Below are 18,559 nucleotides of genomic sequence, written 5' to 3'. Positions count from 1 at the left end.
CCGGCGGCGTATCAAGCAGGTTAGCACAGGGGCCGGCAGCGGCCAGTGGCTGGTTGAAATTGGTGAACTTGCTACAGCAGTTCCGGTGAGGGGCAGTCCATCACCGCGGCCATGGCGGCGATGATTTCCCGCTCCTCCGGCGTCAGCTGGCCGTCCTCGCCCGCCGCCAGTGCCAGCGCCTTGAGCACCCGGGGCTTGAGCAGCGGGTAGCAGTCCGCCAGTTCGTGGACTGCCTTGCTGAAGGCGGCCACGCTGCATTGTTCGGGTGGCAGCAATGTCAGGCTGTCCAGGCCGAGCTCCCCGGCACCCAGTGCAAACACGGTCTCGCTGTCGCCGCCGCCCTCGTGGGCCAGCACCGACAGGGCGAGCTGCAGCTGCTGCGCCACCCTGGCCAGCCGCCGATACCGCGCCCTGCTGGGTTTGACCTGGATGAATTCCGGGTCGAGGTAGTGACGCAGCAGCTGGTACAGGCACCATTCGTGCAGCTCGGTGCGGGCATCCGCCTGGATCAGTTTCAGCAGGGTAGTCTTCAGCCGGCGGTACTGCTGTAGGGAGATCGATTTCAGTGCCGGCAGGCACAGTTCCAGCAGCGGCAGGCGCCTGGGCGCCCCCAGTTCCGCCACCGCCGGGTACAGGGTGTGGGCCAGGGCCTGCAGGCCCCGGGTTTCGCACTCCTCCAGCACCGCCATTTGCCGCTGGTAAATTTCCGGCCGGGGGTTGATCAGCAGGGCGCAGGTAATGGCGTGGGCGCCCAGGGGCTCATGGCTGTGGCGAACCAGGGCCACGGGAATGTCCTCCTGGCGGGCGGTGTCTTCCTCAAAGTCCGGCGCCTCATCGCTGAAGCTGGCGTCGGCCCGGGGCTGCTCCATGGCCGCCGCCGTTGCCACCGAGGCCATGGCGGCGGCGACAATGGAGGCCCGCTCCATGCCCTCGAGGCCGTCTGCATCCACCGGCGGATTGGGATAATGCCGGGGCTTGCGCTGGATGTAGTTGCCGTCCCAGTTTTTATCCAGGCGCCTGATCCGCGCCTGCAGGGGCGGGTGGGTGGCGAAGACCTGCCACAGGTGGTGCTCGATCTGGCCGAAAAAAATATGCGACATTTCAGCTGCCCGCGCCGCATGCACCAGGGTGCCGGGTATGTAGCCGCCAATCACCTTGAGGGCGTCGGCGATACTGCCGGCGTCGCGGGTAAACTGCACCGCACTGGCATCGGCCAGGTACTCCTTCTGCCGGCTGATGGCGGCCTTGATAAAGCCCGCCGCCAGTCCGCCCACCCAGCCCAGCATCCACAGGGCCAGGCCCAGTACCGGCAGGGCGGCCCCTTCCTTGTCACTGCGCCCGCTGCGCACCCGGTTGGTGCTGCGCAGCAGTATATGGCCCACATCGCCGATAAAGGTGATGCCCTTGAGCATGGCCGCCAGGCGGATATTGAGGCGCATGTCGCCGTTGAGGATATGGCTGAACTCGTGGGCGATCACCCCCTGCAGCTCGTGGCGCTTGAGATGGTCGATGCAGCCGCGGGTGACCGCGACCACCGCGTCCGCGGGCACGATGCCGGCGGCGAAGGCGTTGATGCCCCGCTCATGGTTCATGACGTAAACCGGGGGTACCGGCATGTTGGCCGCCAGCGCCATTTCCTCCACCACATTGAGGCAGCGACGCTCGGCGCGGTCGGTGGTTTGCGGCAGGATGCGCTCGCCGCCCATGCTCTCGGCCACCGTCTTGCCGCCGGTGGACAGCTGTATCCACTTGACCAGTACCACCAGCGCCACCGTGGCGGTAATGCCGATGCCGATCAGGCCAAACCGCTCCCAGCTGAAGTAGGCGCCGAAGTTGCCGCTGCCGCCGTTGTAGACGTTGTAGTCATCGCTGAAGAACAGGAAACCGGCGACCGCCGCGTTGGTGAGCAGGATCAGGGCGAATACCGACAGGGAAAACAGCAACACCAGTACGCGGGCGTTGCGGCGGGCGATGTCCTGTTGCTGGAAGAAGTTCACGTTTTATGTTGCGTCATTTCCGCATTTCCGTCATCCCCGCATTTCCGCATTTCCGCATTTCCGCATTTCCGCATTTCCGCATTTCCGCATTTCCGCATTTCCGCATTTCCGCATTTCCGTCATCCCCGCGAAAGCGGGGATCCAGCGCCGTGGGACCTTAGGTCCCGAATTCTCAGGGCACCAGGTCCCCGCAATGGCGGACCACCGCTGTCGCCGGGATGACGGCTTGGGTGAGCATCGGCGAGGCTGCCGCTAAAATTCCACCTTCGGTGCCGCCTGGATCTGCGCCGAATCGTCGAACTCGAGCAGGGTGGCGTCGTCCGGGTGGCCGAACCTGGCGGCGAAGAACACCGGCGGGAAGCTCTGGCGGTAGGTGTTGTAGTCCATCACCGCGTCGTTGTAGCCCTGGCGGGCGAAGGCCACGCGGTTTTCGGTGGTGGTCAATTCCTCGCTCAGCTGCTGCATGTTGTCGCTGGCCTTGAGGTCGGGGTAGGCTTCCATGGTCACGTTGAGCTTGCCCAGTGCCCCCTGCAGGGCATTCTCGGCGCTGGCCAGTTTGCCGATATCAGCGCCGCCCAGGTCGCTGCCCTGCAGCGCCTTGAGCACCGCCGCGGCGTCGTTACGGGCGGTGACCACCGCGTCCAGGGTCTCGCGCTCGTGCTGCATATAGCCCTTGGCGGTTTCCACAAGGTTGGGGATCAGGTCATAGCGGCGCTTGAGCTGCACCTCGATCTGGGCGAAGGCGTTCTTGAAGCGGTTCTTGAGGGTCACCAGCCGGTTGTAGATGCTGATGATGTAGATAACCAGCGCTAACAGGACCAACCAGAAAACGATGCCGGACATGAGTCTCTCCCCACAGCTGTAGTATTGTTGTTAGCCTGATGGTACCACGCAACTGTTGCCCGCAATAAGCGGGTCTGTCGGGCCGTCGGCGCACATCAACTGCCGCGGCGCGCCGCCAATTTGGCGGCCGGGGGTTTACCATGCCATGCCGCGCGATGTCGGCCGGCGTGGTTCCCCGCTGGTGTTTCGGTTATTTTTAACTGACGGCTAACAGAGGGCAAACGCCATGCTGCACAACCAGAAGATTCTCGTCACCGGCGCCACCGGCCAGGTGGCCCGGCCCATCGCCGAGGCCCTGGTGGGCAACAATGAGGTCTGGGCTGCCGCCCGCTTCAGTGACCCGCAGGCAAAAGTGGAACTGGAAGCCCGGGGAATAAAAACCGCCGCGTTTGCCATGGGTGATGCCGACCTGGCCCACCTGCCGGCGGTGGACTACGTGATTCACTGTGGCTGCAATACCGACCCCAAAACCGCCGACGCGGGCATGCGCAACGCCGAGGGCACGGGTTTTCTGATGCAGCGCTACCGGGAGGTAAAGGCCTTTTTCCACATGTCGTCATCGTCTATCTACCGGGACAACCCCGACCCCCAGGCGGTGATTGCCGAGGACGCGGTGCTCGGCGGTTTTTCCCACTACTCCCGGCATTACGCCATGAGCAAGCTGGCCACCGAGGCGGTGGTGCGCTTCCAGGCCCTGTCCCTGAACCTGCCGACGATCATTGCCCGCCTGGACGTGGCCTATGGCGAGCACGGCCACGGCGGGGTGCCCATGGTGCTGGTGGACTTCATGAAGAATGGCTGGCCCTACCAGCGCAAGGCCGGTAGCGAGAGTTACTGCTCACCCATTTACCAGGACGACATCATCGACCAGGTCCAGGGCCTGCTGGCACACGCGGCGGTACCGGCGCCGGTGGTCAACCTCGGCGGCGATGAGCCGGTGTCGGTGGAACAGATGGCGGCCTATATCGAGGATATTACCGGGCTGTCGCTGACCGTCACCGAGGGCGATCACGCCCTGTGGCAGATGAAAATCCTCGACAATGAAAAACGCAGGGCCCTGGCCGGGCCCTGCCGCTACGGCTGGAAAGCGGGTATCCGGGCAGCCCTGGCAAAGCGCTTCCCGGATATTCAGCTCAGGGCCTGAACGCCTGCGGCTAGTCCAGCACCGCGCCCTCGCAGGCGGGCCGCACGTGCTTGCGGTAGCGCTGCATGAAGCCGGCGGGAACGGGCTTCTCCAGCGGCTGCCACTGTTCCCGCCGCCGGGCCAGTTCCTCATCGCTTACCTGCAGGTGAAGGCGGCAGTTGGGAATGTCGATCTCGATGATATCGCCGTCCTCCACCAGCGCGATCACGCCGCCGTCGGAGGCCTCCGGGCAGATGTGACCGACGCAGGGGCCGGAGGTGGCGCCGGAGAAGCGCCCGTCGGTGACCAGGGCGGCCTGGTTCAGGCCCTTGGTTTTCAGGGCCATGGTGGCGCCCAGCATCTCCGGCATGCCCGGCGAGCCCTTGGGCCCCTGGTAGCGCAGCACCACCACCTCGCCCTGCTTGACCTCGTCGTTGTTGATGGCAATCAGCGCATCCTCCTCGGAATCGAAGCAGCGCGCGGGGCCGCTGCACTGCTGCATGGACTCGTGCACCCCCGCCGCCTTGATCACGCTGCCGTCCGCAGCCAGGTTGCCCTTGAGCACGGCGATGCCGGCGCTCGAGCGAAAGGCCTTGTCCAGCGGCGGGATGATCGTTGCATTGCGCACCGTGGCCTCGTCCAGTGTGGCCTGCAGGCTTTCGCCGGTCACGGTCATGGTGGAGGTATCCAGCAGGGGCGCCAGCTGCTTGAGCACCGCCGGCATGCCGCCGGCGCTCCACACGTCCTGGATGCCCCAGGGCCCGTTGGGGCTGACCGCCAGCAGGGTCGGCACGTCTTTGGCGGCCGCGAAATCGTCAAGGTTGAGCTGCAGGCCCGCGGCGTGGGCAATCGCCGGCAGGTGCAGGGTGGCGTTGGTGGAGCCGCCGATGGCCATGTTGGTGATCACCGCATTGCGCATTGACGTCTCGGTGAACATCTGTCCGGCGTTGAGCCCCTCGCTGACCAGGCCGACGATGCGTTCGCCGGTGAGGCGCGCCGCCTCCAGTTTGTCGGTATGCCAGCCGGGAATGTTGGCGCTGCCCGGGATGCAGATGCCCAGGACCTCGGCCAGGCACTGGAAGGTGTTGGCGGTGCCCATGATCTCGCAGGCGCCACAGGTGGAGCAAGTGAAGGTTTTGGTGGTCAGCTCCGGGTCGTTGGCATAATCGCTGTGATTGATCGACGCCTGCGGCTCGCTGTGATTGCGGATGTTCATCTGCCCGGGGCCGCCGGACAGGTAAATGGCCGGCAGGTCCAGTCTCGCCATCGCCATCATCATGCCGGGATTGATCTTGTCGCAGCTGGCGATCATCACCACCCCGTCGAAGGGCTGGGAGCGTACGTGAGTCTCGACGATATCGGCAATCAGGTCGCGCTGGGCGAGCACGTAGCGCATGCCGTCGTGGGCCATGGCCACCCCGTCGCAGGGCGCCGGCACGTTGAATTCCGCCGCCTCGCCGCCGGCGGCGATAATGCCTTCCCTGACCCGGGTCGCCAGCAGCGCCAGGTGCGAGTGGCCGGTGGTGAGGTCGTTATGGGAGTTGGCGATGGCAATCAGCGGCCGTTTGGCCAGGCGCTGGGTGCTGTAGCCGGCACCGTGCAGGAGCCCGCTGCGGAACATGTTCATGATCGGGCTGGGGCTGTGGGAAATAATGTCGCTGCGTTTTTGCTTGCTCATAGCGGAATCCTGCGCTGGTCTGGGAGATGCGAATCTGGTTTGTGGTGGTATGATGCGGGCCTTGGGGTGGTAAATCTGTAAACCATTTGACAATTGGCCAGGAGGTTAGCCGTTGCGAGTCATTCCCCACATGCATGCATTCGTCAGCGAGCTGTCCCCGGAGGCGCGGGGTGCCTTTGAGGCGCTCAGCAGCCTGCGCCGGCTGGGCAAGGGCGAAGCCGTGTACCGCCAGGGCGACGAACCCAACGAGCTGTACCAGCTGGTGGAGGGCCGGGTCAGACTGTGCAACTATTCGCTGGAGGGAAAAGAGGTGGTGAGCGGGGAGTTCCAGCCCGGGGACTGCTTCGGCGAAATGGGTATGATCGACGGCCTGACCCGGGTCAGTCACGCCATTGCCTCCTGCGACTGTGTCGTCCGCGTGCTGAGCCGGGCCGGATTCGATACGCTCACCGCAAAATTTCCGGAGGTGGATCGCAAGATCGCGGTGATGCTGTGCCACCGGGTGCGCTACCTGTATTCGCTCAACGAGGAAGCGAGCGAGCTCACCCTGCACCAGCGGGTGGCCCGCTGCGTGTTGCGCATGGCTTACAGCCGCGAATCGAACAATCCCGAGCGCGAGCTGTATATCGCCATCTCCCAGGAGGAACTGGGGCAAATGCTGGGGGCATCACGGCAGAGCATCAACAAGGAACTCAAGGCCCTCGTGTGTGAGGGCAGCATCGAGTTGCGTTACGGGCGTATTTACATACAGGACCTGGAGCAGCTGAAGGAGCAGTACGAGTACCTGCTGGGGATGGAACCGATTACCCCGGGCTACCAGTAGCCGCCGCTGGCGCGGTCCCGGGGTGCGGCATTATCCCTGCTGTTCGCGAGCTGCTTTCTGCTGCAGTATCAGGTCGACCACCGGCTGCAGGTCCTGGGCGATATTGGCCTCGATCAGCCGCGGCCCCCGCTGCTCCACCGCCCGCTGGAATTCCCGGTGGAATTCCTCCCCGGTATTCACTGACACCGCGGGCACGCCCATGCCCTTGGCGATGCTCACCCAGTCGATGGTCGGTCGGTCCAGCTCCAGCATCGACTGCATCTTCGCCGTCGGCTCGCCCTCGCGGACCCGCGCCAGTTCCACATTGAGTATCGCGTAGGCATCGTTCTTGATGATCACGATGGTGATGTCGCACTCTTCCCGGGCAATGCTCCACAGGGCCTGGTTGGTGTACATGCCGCTGCCATCGGCCTGCAGTGCTACCACCTTGCGTTCGGGAGCGGCAATAGCGGCCCCCAGCGCCACCGGCAGGCCACTGCCGATGGCCGCGCCCGGCACCGCATACAGGTACTCGTGGCGGCGGGCGCCCACGGTCTGCTGGAACAGGTCCAGGCCGGCGGTGGCGCTCTCGTCCACCAGCACCGCGTCCTCGGGCATCAGCAGGTTGACGCTCTGGCCCACGCCGGCGGCAGTGAGTATGCCCTCGGGCTGCTCCGCCGCCAGCCGCTGGCAGCGGGCGGAGGTCTCAGCGGTGGCGTTGACCGCGCTGGCAAGGTCCGCCAGGGCAGCCATGACATCGAAGTCGGGGGTGGCAACGCTGGTAAGCTCACAGCCCGGCGGCGCCTTGTGGCCGGGCGAGCCCTCGTAGGCGAAGGTGGACACCGGCGGCAGGGCGCCCAGCAGCAGGATCTGCTCGTACTCGGCGAAGAAAAACTGGGCCATCTCCAGGAAGTAGGGCACCAGCTGTACCTCGACCCGTCCTTCGCCACGGGCCAGGCGCGCGGGGAAGGTCTCGGCCAGCAGTTGCGCCCCGGTGGTGGCGGCGATGCGGCCGGCGATTTCCAGCCCCTCCTCGCGCAGAGCATGGGTGCCCAGCAGAATGCCGGTTTTGCGGCCATTGCCCAGCAGCTGCGCCGCCTGGTCGATGGTCGCGGCGGACACCCGCGGGCTGGGCGCGGGCGCGGCAGGCTGCGGCGCGTCCGGCGCCGGGTCCCAGTGGCAGTCGGTGGGCGCGATCAGGGTGCTGATGCGGCCACAGCCGGTCATGGCCTGGCTGACGGCCTCGGCGCCGAGCAGGCCCATTTCAGCGGCCGACCGGGCCTCGCGGGTCCAGTGGGACACGGCGCGGGCGACCTCGGTAATCTTGCCGCCGATGAATTCATGCTCGGGGAAGTTGGGCTGGTGGTAGGTGGCGTTGGCGCCGACGATGTTGACTATCGGCACGTTGCCGCGCCCGGCATTGTGCAGGTTGGCAATGCCGTTGGCGAAACCCGAGCCCACATGCAGCAGGGTGAAGGCGGGCTTGCCCGCCATCCGGGCGTAGCCGTCGGCGGCCCCGGTGACCACGTTTTCCTGCAGGCAGAGCACCGGCCGCACCGCATCGGACTTGCCCATCTCGTACACCAGCTGCATCTCCGATGTACCCGGATTGGCAAAGCAGGTATCGAGCCCCGCAGCCGTTAACGCGTTGAAAAGTGCCTGTGCTCCGTTCATGGTGGTAAATCCTCTGTCAATAACCCGATTCGGCTCAGGATAGCAGAACCTGCTCCTGCGCAGTTGTTTTGAGACGACGTGCCCGGCCAGTTCCCCGGCACGATGACCGGGGCAGCCTCGCTCATTGCTATGCAATGGCCACCATAGCAGACAACAAGCGGGAAAATGTGTCACTTATACGACAGTCGCCACGCGGCCATGCCGGCCAGGGTGGCGAGAGCCGGGGGGTGGACTAAGCTGTTACGGGGAGTCCAGCCGAGCGAGCACCGTCGGCGAGAGATCAAACTGCCGGACCGGCGTGTCACTCCGGTGGGGGCGGATAACAATTGGATGAATTTGAGGTATTGACCATGCACAGGCCTGTTACAGCCATAACCCTGAGCCTTCTTCTCGCAGCCTGTAACGATCAGGCTGCCAAACTGGTGAGTGATGACGGGGGGGCTGGGGAGGCGGTCGCGCCGGCAGCTTTGCATGCGTCCCCTGCGCCGCAAATTGACGTCAAGCCACTGCGTGAGGTGTATTTTGGCAATCTCCATGTGCACACCAGCTGGTCTTTCGACGCCTTCGCCAACGGCGCCGCGACGGGGCCGGACGAGGCCTACCGCTGGGCCCGGGGCGAACAGATAGCCGGCGGCGGCGATGGTACGCCACTCAAAATCAAGGCCCCCCTGGACTGGTACGCGGTGTCGGATCACGCCGAGTACCTCGGTGCCCTGCCGCTGATGGCAGATTCGGACAGCCCGCTGAGCAAGCATCCGCTGGCCGCTGCGATCACCGGTGATGACGCCGAAGCCTCGTTCAATGCCTATACCGAGGTTCAGAATGGTATTTACTATGACGATCCGGACCCGGTACTGGGCGACCCGGCGATAGCGCGCTCGGTATGGCGTGACATGGTGGACATTGCCGACGCCCACAATTCTCCCGGTGAGTTCACCACCTTCGCTGCCTTTGAATGGACCTCGGCGCCGGACTACCGCAACCTGCACCGGGTGGTGCTGTTTGCCGACACAGACAGGGTTCCCGACAAGCCGCTGTCCGCCATCGACACCGACAAGCCCGAGGAGCTGTGGCAGTGGATGGACGCGCAACGGGCCGCCGGCTCCAGGTTGTTGGCGGTACCCCACAATGGCAATGCCAGCAACGGGGTGATGTTTCCTGTCGAAGAGTCCTTTGGCGGCAGCGAGCTGAACCGTAGCTACGCCCAGGCGCGGATGCGTAACGAGCCGCTCTATGAGCTGACCCAGATCAAGGGCACCTCGGAAACCCACCCCATGCTGACACCCAATGATGAGTTTGCCGCATTTGAACTCTGGGACTACACCCTGGCGTCCACGGCCACGCCACCGGAAAAGAAGTTGGGGGGATACATGAGAGAGGCACTGATCCGGGGCCTGAAACTGGACGCCGCCGGCAAGGGTAATCCGTTCAAGTACGGCTTCATCGGCGATAGCGATACCCACAATTCGGCCTCAGCGGTTGAAGAAGACAATTACACGGGTAAATTCGGCTTCGAAAACAATCCCGAGCACCGGCTGCAGGGACCGCCCGGGGTGAGTGAGGCCGGTGCCAGACAGGTCAGGCAATTCAGTTCCGGCGGCCTGGCCGGCGTGTGGGCTGAGGCCAATACCCGTGACGCCCTGTTTGCTGCACTGCAGCGCAAGGAAACCTTCGCCACCTCCGGACCCCGTCTCAAAGTGCGCTTTTTTGGCGGTTTTGGTCTGTCGGCTATTGATCTGGCTGCCCCCGATGGCGTGAACAGGGCCTATGCTGCCGGGGTCCCCATGGGTGGTGATCTGAAGGGAGCCCCGGAGAACGCGGCGCCAACCTTCCTGGTCCAGGCGATCAGGGAAACCGAAGGCGCCAATCTGGATCGGATACAGGTGATCAAGGGCTGGATAGACGATGCCGGAGAGCAGCAACACGCAATCTACGACATCGCCCTGTCAGATGACCGTGAACCAGGCCCCGATGGCAGGGTGCCGCCGGTGGGCAATACCGTGAATCCCGAGGACGCCAGCTATAGCAACTCAATCGGCGAGGTACAGTTACAGGCCAAATGGACCGACCCTGATTTCGACCCCTCCGCGTCTGCTGTCTACTACGCGCGGGTGTTGCAGATACCGACTCCGCGCTGGTCGACTTACGATGCGGTGCGTACCGGTATGAAGCTGCCTGATGGTTTGCCGGTCAGTATCCAGGAGCGTGCCTGGACCTCCCCAATCTGGTATACACCCTGATTCGGCCCTCGCCAGCAGCAACTATTGAGCTGCCGGTGCATGCAATGAATCCATCACCGCATCGATGTCCAGGTCGAAGCTGCGCTGGCGCGGCGGATAGTCCTGCAGCGACTTGACGAATCCCTGGAAGCGCGGCATGACCGCGCCCAGCAGCCAGGAGCGATTCTCCTGCCACTCGTCGAAACCGCGGGCGTGCTGGAAGCGCTCGAAAGGGTCCAGCTTGAGATTGGTAATCACCGGCGTCACCAGCGGCTGCTGCACACCGTTGAACCACTTGTCCTGTGACTTGAACAGGAACTTGTAGTCGCCCCAGCGCATCCCGTGCAGGGTGGTCTCGGTGAAGTAGAAAAACTCCTCGCGGGCGGTGGGGCCGGTGTCGGTGAGTATGGCGCTCTGGTCGACGCCGTCCAGGTGGACGCGATAGCTGCGGTTGCCGATGCGATGGCCATCGAGCAACTGCTGCTTGAGCGCCGGCTGTCCCAGCATCGACATGATGGTCGGCACCCAGTCCTCCATGGTCATGAATTCACCGGTCGCCGTGTCTGCGGGTACCTTGCCCGGCCATTTGACCAGCATGGGTACCCGGAATCCGCCCTCGTAGCCGCCCACGCCCTTTTCACCGCGGAAAGGGTGGTTGCCGCCGTCCGGCCAGCTGTTGGAGGCGGCGCCATTGTCGGTGGAGAACATCACCAGGGTGTTGTCGGCAACCCCCAGTTCCTCCAGCAGGTCGAGCAGCACACCGACATCGTCGTCTATCTCCATCATGCCGTCGGCGTAGAGGCCATAGCCGCTCCTGTCCTGGTACTCGGCGGAGAGGTTGGTGCGGTAGTGCATGCGGGTCATGTTGTGCCAGACGAAGAAGGGCTTGTCCGCGGCCACGGCTTTGCGGATAAAGGCGGTGGATTTGCCCAGCACTTCCTCGTCCAGCACCTCCTGCCGCCTGCGGCCGAAGCCGCCGAGGTCCTCGGGCTTGCGGTCCGACCAGGCGTGGATAACGCCCCTCTGGGCAAAGGCGCGGGCATCCTCACCCTTGGGGAAATCGTACTGCTCCACATACTCGCCGGCGTTGAGGTGGTAGAGAATGCCGAAAAACTCGTCGAAGCCGTGGGCGGTGGGCAGGTGCTCGTCGCGGTCACCCAGGTGATTCTTGCCGAACTGGCCGGTGGCGTAACCCAGCGGCTTGAGCATTTCCGCCAGGGTCGGGTCCTCAGCCGAGAGGCCCTGGGCCGCCCCGGGCAGGCCGACGCTGCTGAGCCCGGTGCGGATGGGGTACTGGCCGGTAATAAAGGCCGAGCGTCCGGCGGTACAGGAGGGGTGGGCGTAATGATCCATGAAGATCATGCCTTCCTCGGCGATGCGGTCGATATTGGGTGTGGTGCCGCCCATCATGCCGCGGTGATAGGCGCTGATATTCCACATGCCGATATCGTCGCCCCAGATGATGAGGATGTTGGGTTTGTCGCTGTCTGCCCGGGCTGTCAGTGGCGCCAGCCCGCACAGCAGCAGGCACAGGGTGAATAAGAGATTGCCGCGAAATAGCATCATGTCATGTCCTCGCCAGGATGATCCGTTTTGTCGTGCCCGGTATAACCATAGTCCAGTGGCCCTGGCCACGAATGAAAAAAAGGGGGAGCCCGTCGGGCTCCCCCAACACCCCTGACGGGGTTCGCAGTCAGAATCTGTAGGTTGCCTGCACGGCGTAGGAGCGCAGGCGGTCGGTAGAGGCGAAGCCGTTACCGGGCACCAGCGGCTGGTCATCGCTGTTGCCACTGATGTACTCATCGGTGAGGTTCTTGCCAATCAGCGCCACGTCCCACATGCCATTTACTCCGCCGAGGCTCAGGCGCAGGTCGACCTTGGTGTAGTCGTCCTGCCAGGTGTAGATCTCATCGAGGTCACCGGCTGTGGCGTAACCGTCCGAGTAATTGATGTTCAGCACCGCCCGCGCCTCCAGGCTGTCGCCTACCGGCTGTCGGTAATCGAAGTTGAGGTTGTAGGCCCACTCCGGTGCATAGTTGATGGTGTCACCGGAAGCGTCCCGGCGCTCTGTCGACTGGCCGCGGTCGATGCAGCCGCCACGATTGACCGGTTCACTGCCGGACAGGGTCCAGCAGGGGCCATTGGCGTAGTCGGCGTAGGTCGCATCCAGGTAGCTGCCGGCAAAGCCGACGGTCAGGTATTCGGTTGCCGCCCACTTGACATCAACTTCCACACCCTTGGACTCCAGTTCTGCGGCGTTCTGCACGACGAAACCGGTTTGCCCGTCAAAGATGCTGACCTGGAAGTCGTCAACTTCGGTGTAGAACGCGGTGGCGTTGAATGTCATCAGGCCATCCAGCAGATAGCTTTTAAGACCCAGCTCGTAACTGATCGCTGTCTCTTCGTCGTACTCGAACCTCGGGTCGTCGGTGGTCTTGAGGAACCGGGCGTCAAATCCGCCACCTTTGGTGCCGTTGGCGATGGTGGCAAAGACCATGGAATCGCCACCGATGTCGTGTTCCAGGGTAATGGATCCCATGACATCTTCTTCATCGCGCTTGCGCTTGCGGATGTCGTGCTCGAAGGTACCCAGGAGGGCGGTATAGATGCCCTCGGAAATGGTCGTCATCGGGGTGCCGGCGAAATCATTCAGGAAGCGGTCATACTCGGCCGCGGTATCGCCATAGGTGACGGTCCCCGCCGGGGCTCCCACGGCGGCGCTGTAGTCCCAGCCATCGGTAAAGCGTTTGCTCAGGGGGTGATCAGCTTCCTTGCTCTCCTCGAAGTAGCGCAGGCCAACGGTGAGGCGCGTCGCATCGGTGAAACTCCAGGTGGCGGAGCCGAATACCGACCACATGTCCTGCTCCTGTTCGAGACTGTAGTCCCGGCTGAGGTTGGGCGTCAGGGCCGCCGGCGCGCCCAGCAGGGGAGCCGCGAGCGAGGTGCCGAGACTGTCACTGGCGCGGTACTCGAGATCGCTCTGGTGATAGTAAAAACCGACGATGTAGTCCAGTTTTTCCCCGCCCGGAGAGGTCAGGCGGATCTCCTGGCTGAACTGGTCGTAGTCCTCGCGGGCGTCAACCTGGATGAAGGGCAGGGCCGAGAAGTCACAGTCGCAGATATCGCGGTAGTCGTAGTGCGCGTAGCCGGTAATGGCGGTGAGGGAGTGCTCTCCAAGTAGCCAGTCAATGGTGAGCGTGCCAAGCTCCATGGAGTTTTTACTCACTTCCGGCAGATCCGGGAAACCGGGGAGCCCGGCATATTCAGGAAGCAATTCGCCGAGGGCCGCGCCGCCATCGTTGATGACAGCGCGTTCGTCGTCATACTTCTCGTTACCATTGCCACCAGTTATGCTGGCCACCAGGGCCTGGTTGAGGTTGTTGAAACCGACCCCCCCGGGGGCGGGATCAAAGGTAGCCAGCTGGGTGGACACCTGCTGGTTTTCGAATTCGCTCTGCTCCCACTTGCCGGTGATGAGCAAGGTGTCAGTGGCGTCCCAGGCCAGTTGCACGCGCAGGGTCTCGTCGTCGCGCTCGGGGCCGTCCTCGCCGGTCAGGACATTTTCCAGATAACCATCCAGTTCGTAGCCGCGGTAGGCAATGCGGCCGGACAGGGTATCGGTAATTGGCCCGGAGATAACGCCGGTGATCTCCTTCTCGCCGTCTTCCCAGCCGTACAGGCCGCTGATCATGCCCTCCACTTCCTGGGTGGGTTTGGCGCTGATCACGTGAATGGCGCCACCGATGGTGTTCTTGCCGAACAGCACACTTTGCGGGCCGCGCAGGACTTCGACCCGGTCGAGGTCCATAAACGGTGCCCGGGCCAGCTGGCTGCGGCCCATGTAGATACCATCGTGGAAAATCGACACGGACTGTTCGATACCCTGGTTGACGCCGGGGGTACCGACGCCGCGAATGAACACGAAGTTGCCGATCGGGCTCTGGGTGATGGCAACGGCGGGAATATCGACGGCAAAATCCTCGCCGCGGGTAATGCCCATATCCTTGATTGAATCACCACTCATGGCGATCATGGATATCGATACGTCCTGCATGCTCTCGGCACGCTTGGTGGCCGTCACCACGACCTCTTCCAGCTGTTGCGCCAGCACCGGCTGGGCCAGGCCGAGGCCGATGATGGCGGCGGTGAGTGTTTTCAGGGCGGGGCGCTTGTGCATTGGGTGTTCCCTCCGGATTGCCGTTTCAGGGGCAGTTATTAAAATAATCAGGGGCCGATTAGCGGCGTTGTTGCAGTAATCGGAGCGGGACTTTAGCAGCGAGCCGGGCCCGAGAATGTCAACTAGGGGACAGTTCGGGCCGACGGGCAAGTGTCGGCGGCTTGACAGTTATTGTTGCGCGCTTGCGCCACGATTGGCGTTATCCAATCCCGATAGTCAACCAGAGAGTTAACGCCATGCTGACCGAACACCTGCGCCAGGACATTGCCGCCGACATCTTCCGCTGCTTCCAGGAGAAATCCCAGGTCCCGCTGCTGAACCCGCGCTTCCCCGATATCGAAATGGAAGATGCCTACCGCATCCAGGAGAAGGTCGTGCAGCAGTTTCGCGACAAGGGCCACAAGGTCCGCGGCTACAAGATCGGCCTCACCTCCAAGCCGATGCAGGAAATGGCCAATTCCACCGAACCCGATTACAGTGCCATGCTGGATTTCATGTTCTATCCTGAGGCGGGTGAGAGCCCCCGCGCGGACTGGCAGCAGCCCCTGGTGGAAATCGAGATGGCCTTTGTCATGAAGGAGCGCCTGGCGGGTCCCGGGGTCAACGTGGCCGATGTGATCCGTGCCACCGACTTCGTCCTGCCGGCGATTGAAGTCGTCGACTTCCGGGTGGCCTACGGGCCGGGCATGGACGTGCGCGATACCATTGCCGACCTGGCCGCCGTGGGCGGGGTGATCCTCGGCGGCAATCCCCTGGACCTGCGCGATATCGACATTCGCAATATCCAGGGCAGCCTGGAAATCAATGGCGAGGTGAGGGAGCAGGGCAACTCCGCTGCGGTGCTAGGCAACCCGCTCAACGCGGTTGCCTGGCTGGCCAACAAGCTGGCTGAATTCGGCGTTGCCTTCGAGCCCGGCGATGTCATCCTGTCGGGTTCGTTCCTGCGGGCGGTACCGGTGGCGGCCGGTGACGAAATCGTGGCCCGCTTCGACAGCGGTTTCGGCGACGTCAGCTTCACCTTCAGCTGATAACGGCAGCGACGCATACTGGAGACTCAAAATGATCAACACCGCACTGCAACACTGGCGCGAGGGCAAGCCCTCGCTGGGCATCTGGATCAACCTGCCGGATATTCATGTGGCCGAAACCCTGGCCCGCACGGGGGTGGACTGGCTGTGCTTCGACCTGCAGCACGGCCTGATGGACTACAGCGACCTCAACCGCCTGCTGCCGGCTATCTGCGGCCAGCCGGTGACGCCGCTGGTGCGGGTGGCCGCCAATACCCCGGACCAGATCGGCAAGGTGCTGGATGTGGGTGCCGAGGGAGTCATCGTGCCCATGGTGAATTCGGCCGAGGAGGCCCGGCGGGCCGCGGCCGCCTGTTACTACCCGCCCCAGGGCCAGCGCTCCTGTGGGCCCATGCGGCCGGCGATGGAATCCGGGATCGAGTACCTGGCCCACGCCAACGCGCAGATCGCCTGCCTGCCAATGATAGAGACCGAGGAAGGGCTGGCGAATGTCGAGGAAATTGCTGCTGTGGAGGGCGTCGATGGCCTGTTCGTCGGCCCCATGGACCTGTGTTACGGCCTGGGTATAGCCCCCGGGGATTTCGCCAACCCGCGCTTCAAGGATGCCATCGCGGCCATTGTTGCCGCGTGCCAGAAGCATGAGCGCGCCGTGGGCATGTTCGGCTACTCGGCGGAGATGGCCCACGACTCCCTGGCCAGCGGCTTCCATTTCGCCTCCGCCGGCACCGACATCAGCTTCTTCCGCGCCGGCGTCAACCGCGGGCTGGCGATTGCCCGGGGCGAGGACCCGGACGCGGCCGCCGCCCGGGGTGGCTACTGACGGCGCCTGGCTGCCGTCATAGCCGCGCGGGCAGTCGTGCCTGTCGGCGCCCGCGCCCAATCCACATGGCGATCTCCTTACTCTGAGCCGCTATTGCGGTTTTGCAGTTCCTCGCGCCAGTCATGGCTGCGCTGGATGATGTACTGGCGAATACTCTCGGCCTCCTGCTGTTCCAGGATGCCACCGAAGGGCGGCATGCCCTGGTGGGACCTCAGGCCGTACACGATAGGCAGAAACTCGGCGTGTTTCTCCGGCGTCAGGTAGCGCAAATCGGGAATAATATTGGCGCTCAGGGCAGACAGCCCGTGGCATACCCCGCAGTGATCCGCATAGAGTCGCTTGCCCTCGGCCAGGGTCGCTGCATCCGCGGTCAGTGGCGGTGGTGACGGCGGCTCCAGTGTGCGCCGCTCGACAGGTGGCATGGCCGCCTTGCCGTTCAGCTTGAACACATACAGGCGGGAGTCCGGCACCACGCCGGTGCGATAGGCCAGGGCGCCGAAGGTGATGGGGAAAGCACCGCCCCAGCCCACATTGAAGGCCACATACTGCTCGCCCTCCACTGCGTAGGTGACAGGCCCTGCGACCACGCCGCTGGACACGGGCTGCTCCCACAGTTTAACGCCCTCATCCGCGCTATAGGCCAGCACCCGCCCGTCGGCGGTGCCCTGGAATACCAGATTGCCGGCAGTAGTCAGGGTGCCGCTGTTATGGATGTGCTCATAGGGCTGTTTCCAGCGCACTTCCTGCCGTACCGGATCCCAGGCGACCAGGTTGCCCCGATAGACCTGCGCCAGCTCCTCGATCCCCGCCAGGGTCTCGGGCACGATCGGCACCTCAAGGCCCAGGTTGGGAACACCGGTTTTGACCGCTTTCGGTGATTCCAGGGGCACGAAATGCTCCATCGTCACCTGCTGGGGGATGTAGACCAGGCCGGTCTCGGGATTGAAGCTCATGGGCGGCCAGTTGTGGGCCCCCTGGGAACCCGGGAATACCGTCTTGGGCTCGGAATCGGTCCAGTAATCGGCCGCTTCCCGGTCGATGATGGGACGCCCCGTTTGCGGGTCGATGCCCTTGGCCCAGGTGACCTCGCCGAACTTGCCCGCGGAAATGAACTTACCCGTGGCGGCGTCCAGCACGTAGAAGAAGCCGTTTTTCGGGGCCTGCATCACCACCCGGCGATCCTTGCCGGCGATCGGCAGGGTGGTGACGATGATGTGCTGGGTCGCGGTGTAGTCCCAAGCGTCTCCCGGGGTGGTCTGGTAGTGCCACACGTAGTCGCCCGAATCGGGGTTGATAGCCACGATGGAGGAAACGAACAGATTGTCGCCTTTTGCCTCCGAGCGCAGCTTGTAGTTCCAGAAAGAGCCATTGCCGACACCGATATACAGCAGGTTCAACTCGCTGTCGTAAGCCATGGCGTCCCAGACCGTGCCGCCGCCGCCCTGCTTCCAGTACTGGTCGCCGTGCCAGGTCTTGCGGATCATGCTGATGGTGTCGGTTTCGTCACCCCTGGCCGGGTCGCCGGGTACGGTGAAGAAGCGCCAGGCCTGCTTACCCGTCTCAGCTTCGTAGGCGGTGATGTAACCGCGTACGCCGAATTCGGCGCCGCCGTTGCCGATAATCACCTTGCCTTTCACCACCCGGGGAGCCCCGGTGATGGTGTAGTTGCGTTCGGCGTCGATCAGGGTGTTGACCGACCAGACCAGTTCACCGGTTTTTGCATCCAGCGCCTCCAGGCGGCCGTCGTAGACTCCCACATAGACCATGCCATTGTGGACAGCGACCCCGCGATTGGCGGCGTCACAGCAGCCTCGGCCCTGGTAGCCGCGCCAGACCTTGGGGTTGTACTCCCACAACAGCTCGCCTGACTTCGCATCCAGGGCAAAGACCATGCTGTAGGCGCCGGTGGTGTAGAGAACGCCATGCACCACGATGGGGGTGGCCTCCACCACGCGGTCGAGGGGGTACTTGAAGCTCCAGGCCAACCCCAACTTGTCGACGTTACCCTCATTGACGCTGTCTAGGGGGGAGAAACGCTCCTCGCCGCTGTTGCGCCCGTGGCCAGGCCAGTTGCCGGTTGCTTTCTGGCTTGCCAGCGCTTGCGGCGTGCTATCCTGAGCTGCCGGTGCGACAGGAGCGAAGCAGGCCAGTAGCCCGGTGATCAGTAACGCGCTGTAGTTCATATTATGTTTTCCAGT

Annotated in this window: 12 protein-coding genes; 5 read left to right on the top strand and 7 right to left on the bottom strand. The window is 63.7% G+C overall.

All coding sequences use genetic code 11. The features are described 5' to 3' along the window. Positions 1-71 precede the first annotated feature (71 nt). Both DWB85_RS08375 and DWB85_RS08370 read right to left on the bottom strand, forming a co-directional pair. Complete coding sequence (locus DWB85_RS08375) at positions 72-1,997, bottom strand: M48 family metallopeptidase (protein ID WP_117953763.1); 1,926 nt, start codon at positions 1,995-1,997, stop codon at positions 72-74. 252 nt (positions 1,998-2,249) lie between these two features. Then, positions 2,250-2,840 (bottom strand): LemA family protein, encoded by a 591-nt coding sequence (locus DWB85_RS08370; RefSeq protein WP_117953762.1) that lies wholly within the window; start codon positions 2,838-2,840, stop codon positions 2,250-2,252. Between the two features lie 226 nt (positions 2,841-3,066). Here DWB85_RS08370 and DWB85_RS08365 point away from each other — a divergent pair, with 226 nt between their 5' ends. After that, positions 3,067-3,984 (top strand): NAD-dependent epimerase/dehydratase family protein, encoded by a 918-nt coding sequence (locus tag DWB85_RS08365; protein WP_117953761.1) that lies wholly within the window; start codon positions 3,067-3,069, stop codon positions 3,982-3,984. Positions 3,985-3,994: 10 nt separating this feature from the next. Here DWB85_RS08365 and ilvD read toward each other — a convergent pair whose 3' ends face one another. After that, the gene (gene ilvD, locus DWB85_RS08360; protein WP_117953760.1) at positions 3,995-5,641 is read right to left on the bottom strand and encodes a dihydroxy-acid dehydratase; all 1,647 of its coding nucleotides are present in this window, start codon (positions 5,639-5,641) and stop codon (positions 3,995-3,997) included. A gap of 112 nt (positions 5,642-5,753) precedes the next feature. Between ilvD and DWB85_RS08355 the strand changes: the two genes are divergently transcribed. After that, positions 5,754-6,464, top strand: coding sequence for a Crp/Fnr family transcriptional regulator (locus DWB85_RS08355; RefSeq protein WP_133300588.1), 711 nt, complete (start codon positions 5,754-5,756; stop codon positions 6,462-6,464). A 30-nt stretch (positions 6,465-6,494) separates the two neighbouring features. On the opposite strand, the gene DWB85_RS08350 is transcribed toward DWB85_RS08355, so the two are convergent. Continuing rightward, positions 6,495-8,117 (bottom strand): acetolactate synthase large subunit, encoded by a 1,623-nt coding sequence (locus DWB85_RS08350; RefSeq protein ID WP_117953758.1) that lies wholly within the window; start codon positions 8,115-8,117, stop codon positions 6,495-6,497. 422 nt (positions 8,118-8,539) lie between these two features. Here DWB85_RS08350 and DWB85_RS08345 point away from each other — a divergent pair, with 422 nt between their 5' ends. After that, positions 8,540-10,357, top strand: a complete 1,818-nt coding sequence (locus DWB85_RS08345; RefSeq protein WP_162846061.1) for a DUF3604 domain-containing protein — start codon at positions 8,540-8,542, stop codon at positions 10,355-10,357. A 21-nt stretch (positions 10,358-10,378) separates the two neighbouring features. Here the strand turns inward: DWB85_RS08345 and DWB85_RS08340 are convergent, their stop codons facing one another. Then, on the bottom strand, positions 10,379-11,902 hold the full coding sequence (locus tag DWB85_RS08340) for an arylsulfatase (protein ID WP_239017265.1): 1,524 nt from the start codon (positions 11,900-11,902) through the stop codon (positions 10,379-10,381). 127 nt (positions 11,903-12,029) lie between these two features. Beyond that, entirely contained in the window at positions 12,030-14,513 is a 2,484-nt protein-coding gene (locus DWB85_RS08335) for a TonB-dependent receptor (RefSeq protein WP_239017264.1), read from the bottom strand. Positions 14,514-14,749: 236 nt separating this feature from the next. Here DWB85_RS08335 and DWB85_RS08330 point away from each other — a divergent pair, with 236 nt between their 5' ends. Both DWB85_RS08330 and DWB85_RS08325 read left to right on the top strand, forming a co-directional pair. Then, positions 14,750-15,541 carry a 2-keto-4-pentenoate hydratase gene (locus DWB85_RS08330; RefSeq protein WP_117953756.1) on the top strand — a complete coding sequence of 264 codons (792 nt, stop codon included), beginning with the start codon at positions 14,750-14,752 and terminating at the stop codon, positions 15,539-15,541. 31 nt (positions 15,542-15,572) lie between these two features. Continuing rightward, entirely contained in the window at positions 15,573-16,361 is a 789-nt protein-coding gene (locus DWB85_RS08325; RefSeq protein ID WP_162846060.1) for an HpcH/HpaI aldolase family protein, read from the top strand. Positions 16,362-16,438: 77 nt separating this feature from the next. Here the strand turns inward: DWB85_RS08325 and DWB85_RS08320 are convergent, their stop codons facing one another. Beyond that, a complete protein-coding gene (locus tag DWB85_RS08320; RefSeq protein WP_117953754.1) occupies positions 16,439-18,544 on the bottom strand; it encodes a PQQ-dependent dehydrogenase, methanol/ethanol family in 2,106 nt (701 codons plus the stop codon). Positions 18,545-18,559 lie beyond the last annotated feature (15 nt).

The sequence above is a fragment of the Seongchinamella sediminis genome, assembly GCF_003457605.1.
In the GTDB taxonomy this organism is placed as follows: domain Bacteria; phylum Pseudomonadota; class Gammaproteobacteria; order Pseudomonadales; family Halieaceae; genus Halioglobus; species Halioglobus sediminis.
This window is presented reverse-complemented; position numbering and strand designations above follow the sequence as displayed.

Bases quoted from the DNA above. Each gene is read 5' to 3' on its own strand.
- DWB85_RS08370 (WP_117953762.1), bottom strand. From the start codon at position 2,840: ATGTCCGGCATCGTTTTCTGGTTGGTCCTGTTAGCGCTGGTTATCTAC.
- DWB85_RS08365 (WP_117953761.1), top strand. From the start codon at position 3,067: ATGCTGCACAACCAGAAGATTCTCGTCACCGGCGCCACCGGCCAGGTG.
- ilvD (WP_117953760.1), bottom strand. From the start codon at position 5,641: ATGAGCAAGCAAAAACGCAGCGACATTATTTCCCACAGCCCCAGCCCG.
- DWB85_RS08350 (WP_117953758.1), bottom strand. From the start codon at position 8,117: ATGAACGGAGCACAGGCACTTTTCAACGCGTTAACGGCTGCGGGGCTC.
- DWB85_RS08340 (WP_239017265.1), bottom strand. From the start codon at position 11,902: ATGATGCTATTTCGCGGCAATCTCTTATTCACCCTGTGCCTGCTGCTG.
- DWB85_RS08335 (WP_239017264.1), bottom strand. From the start codon at position 14,513: ATGCACAAGCGCCCCGCCCTGAAAACACTCACCGCCGCCATCATCGGC.
- DWB85_RS08330 (WP_117953756.1), top strand. From the start codon at position 14,750: ATGCTGACCGAACACCTGCGCCAGGACATTGCCGCCGACATCTTCCGC.
- DWB85_RS08325 (WP_162846060.1), top strand. From the start codon at position 15,573: ATGATCAACACCGCACTGCAACACTGGCGCGAGGGCAAGCCCTCGCTG.
- DWB85_RS08320 (WP_117953754.1), bottom strand. From the start codon at position 18,544: ATGAACTACAGCGCGTTACTGATCACCGGGCTACTGGCCTGCTTCGCT.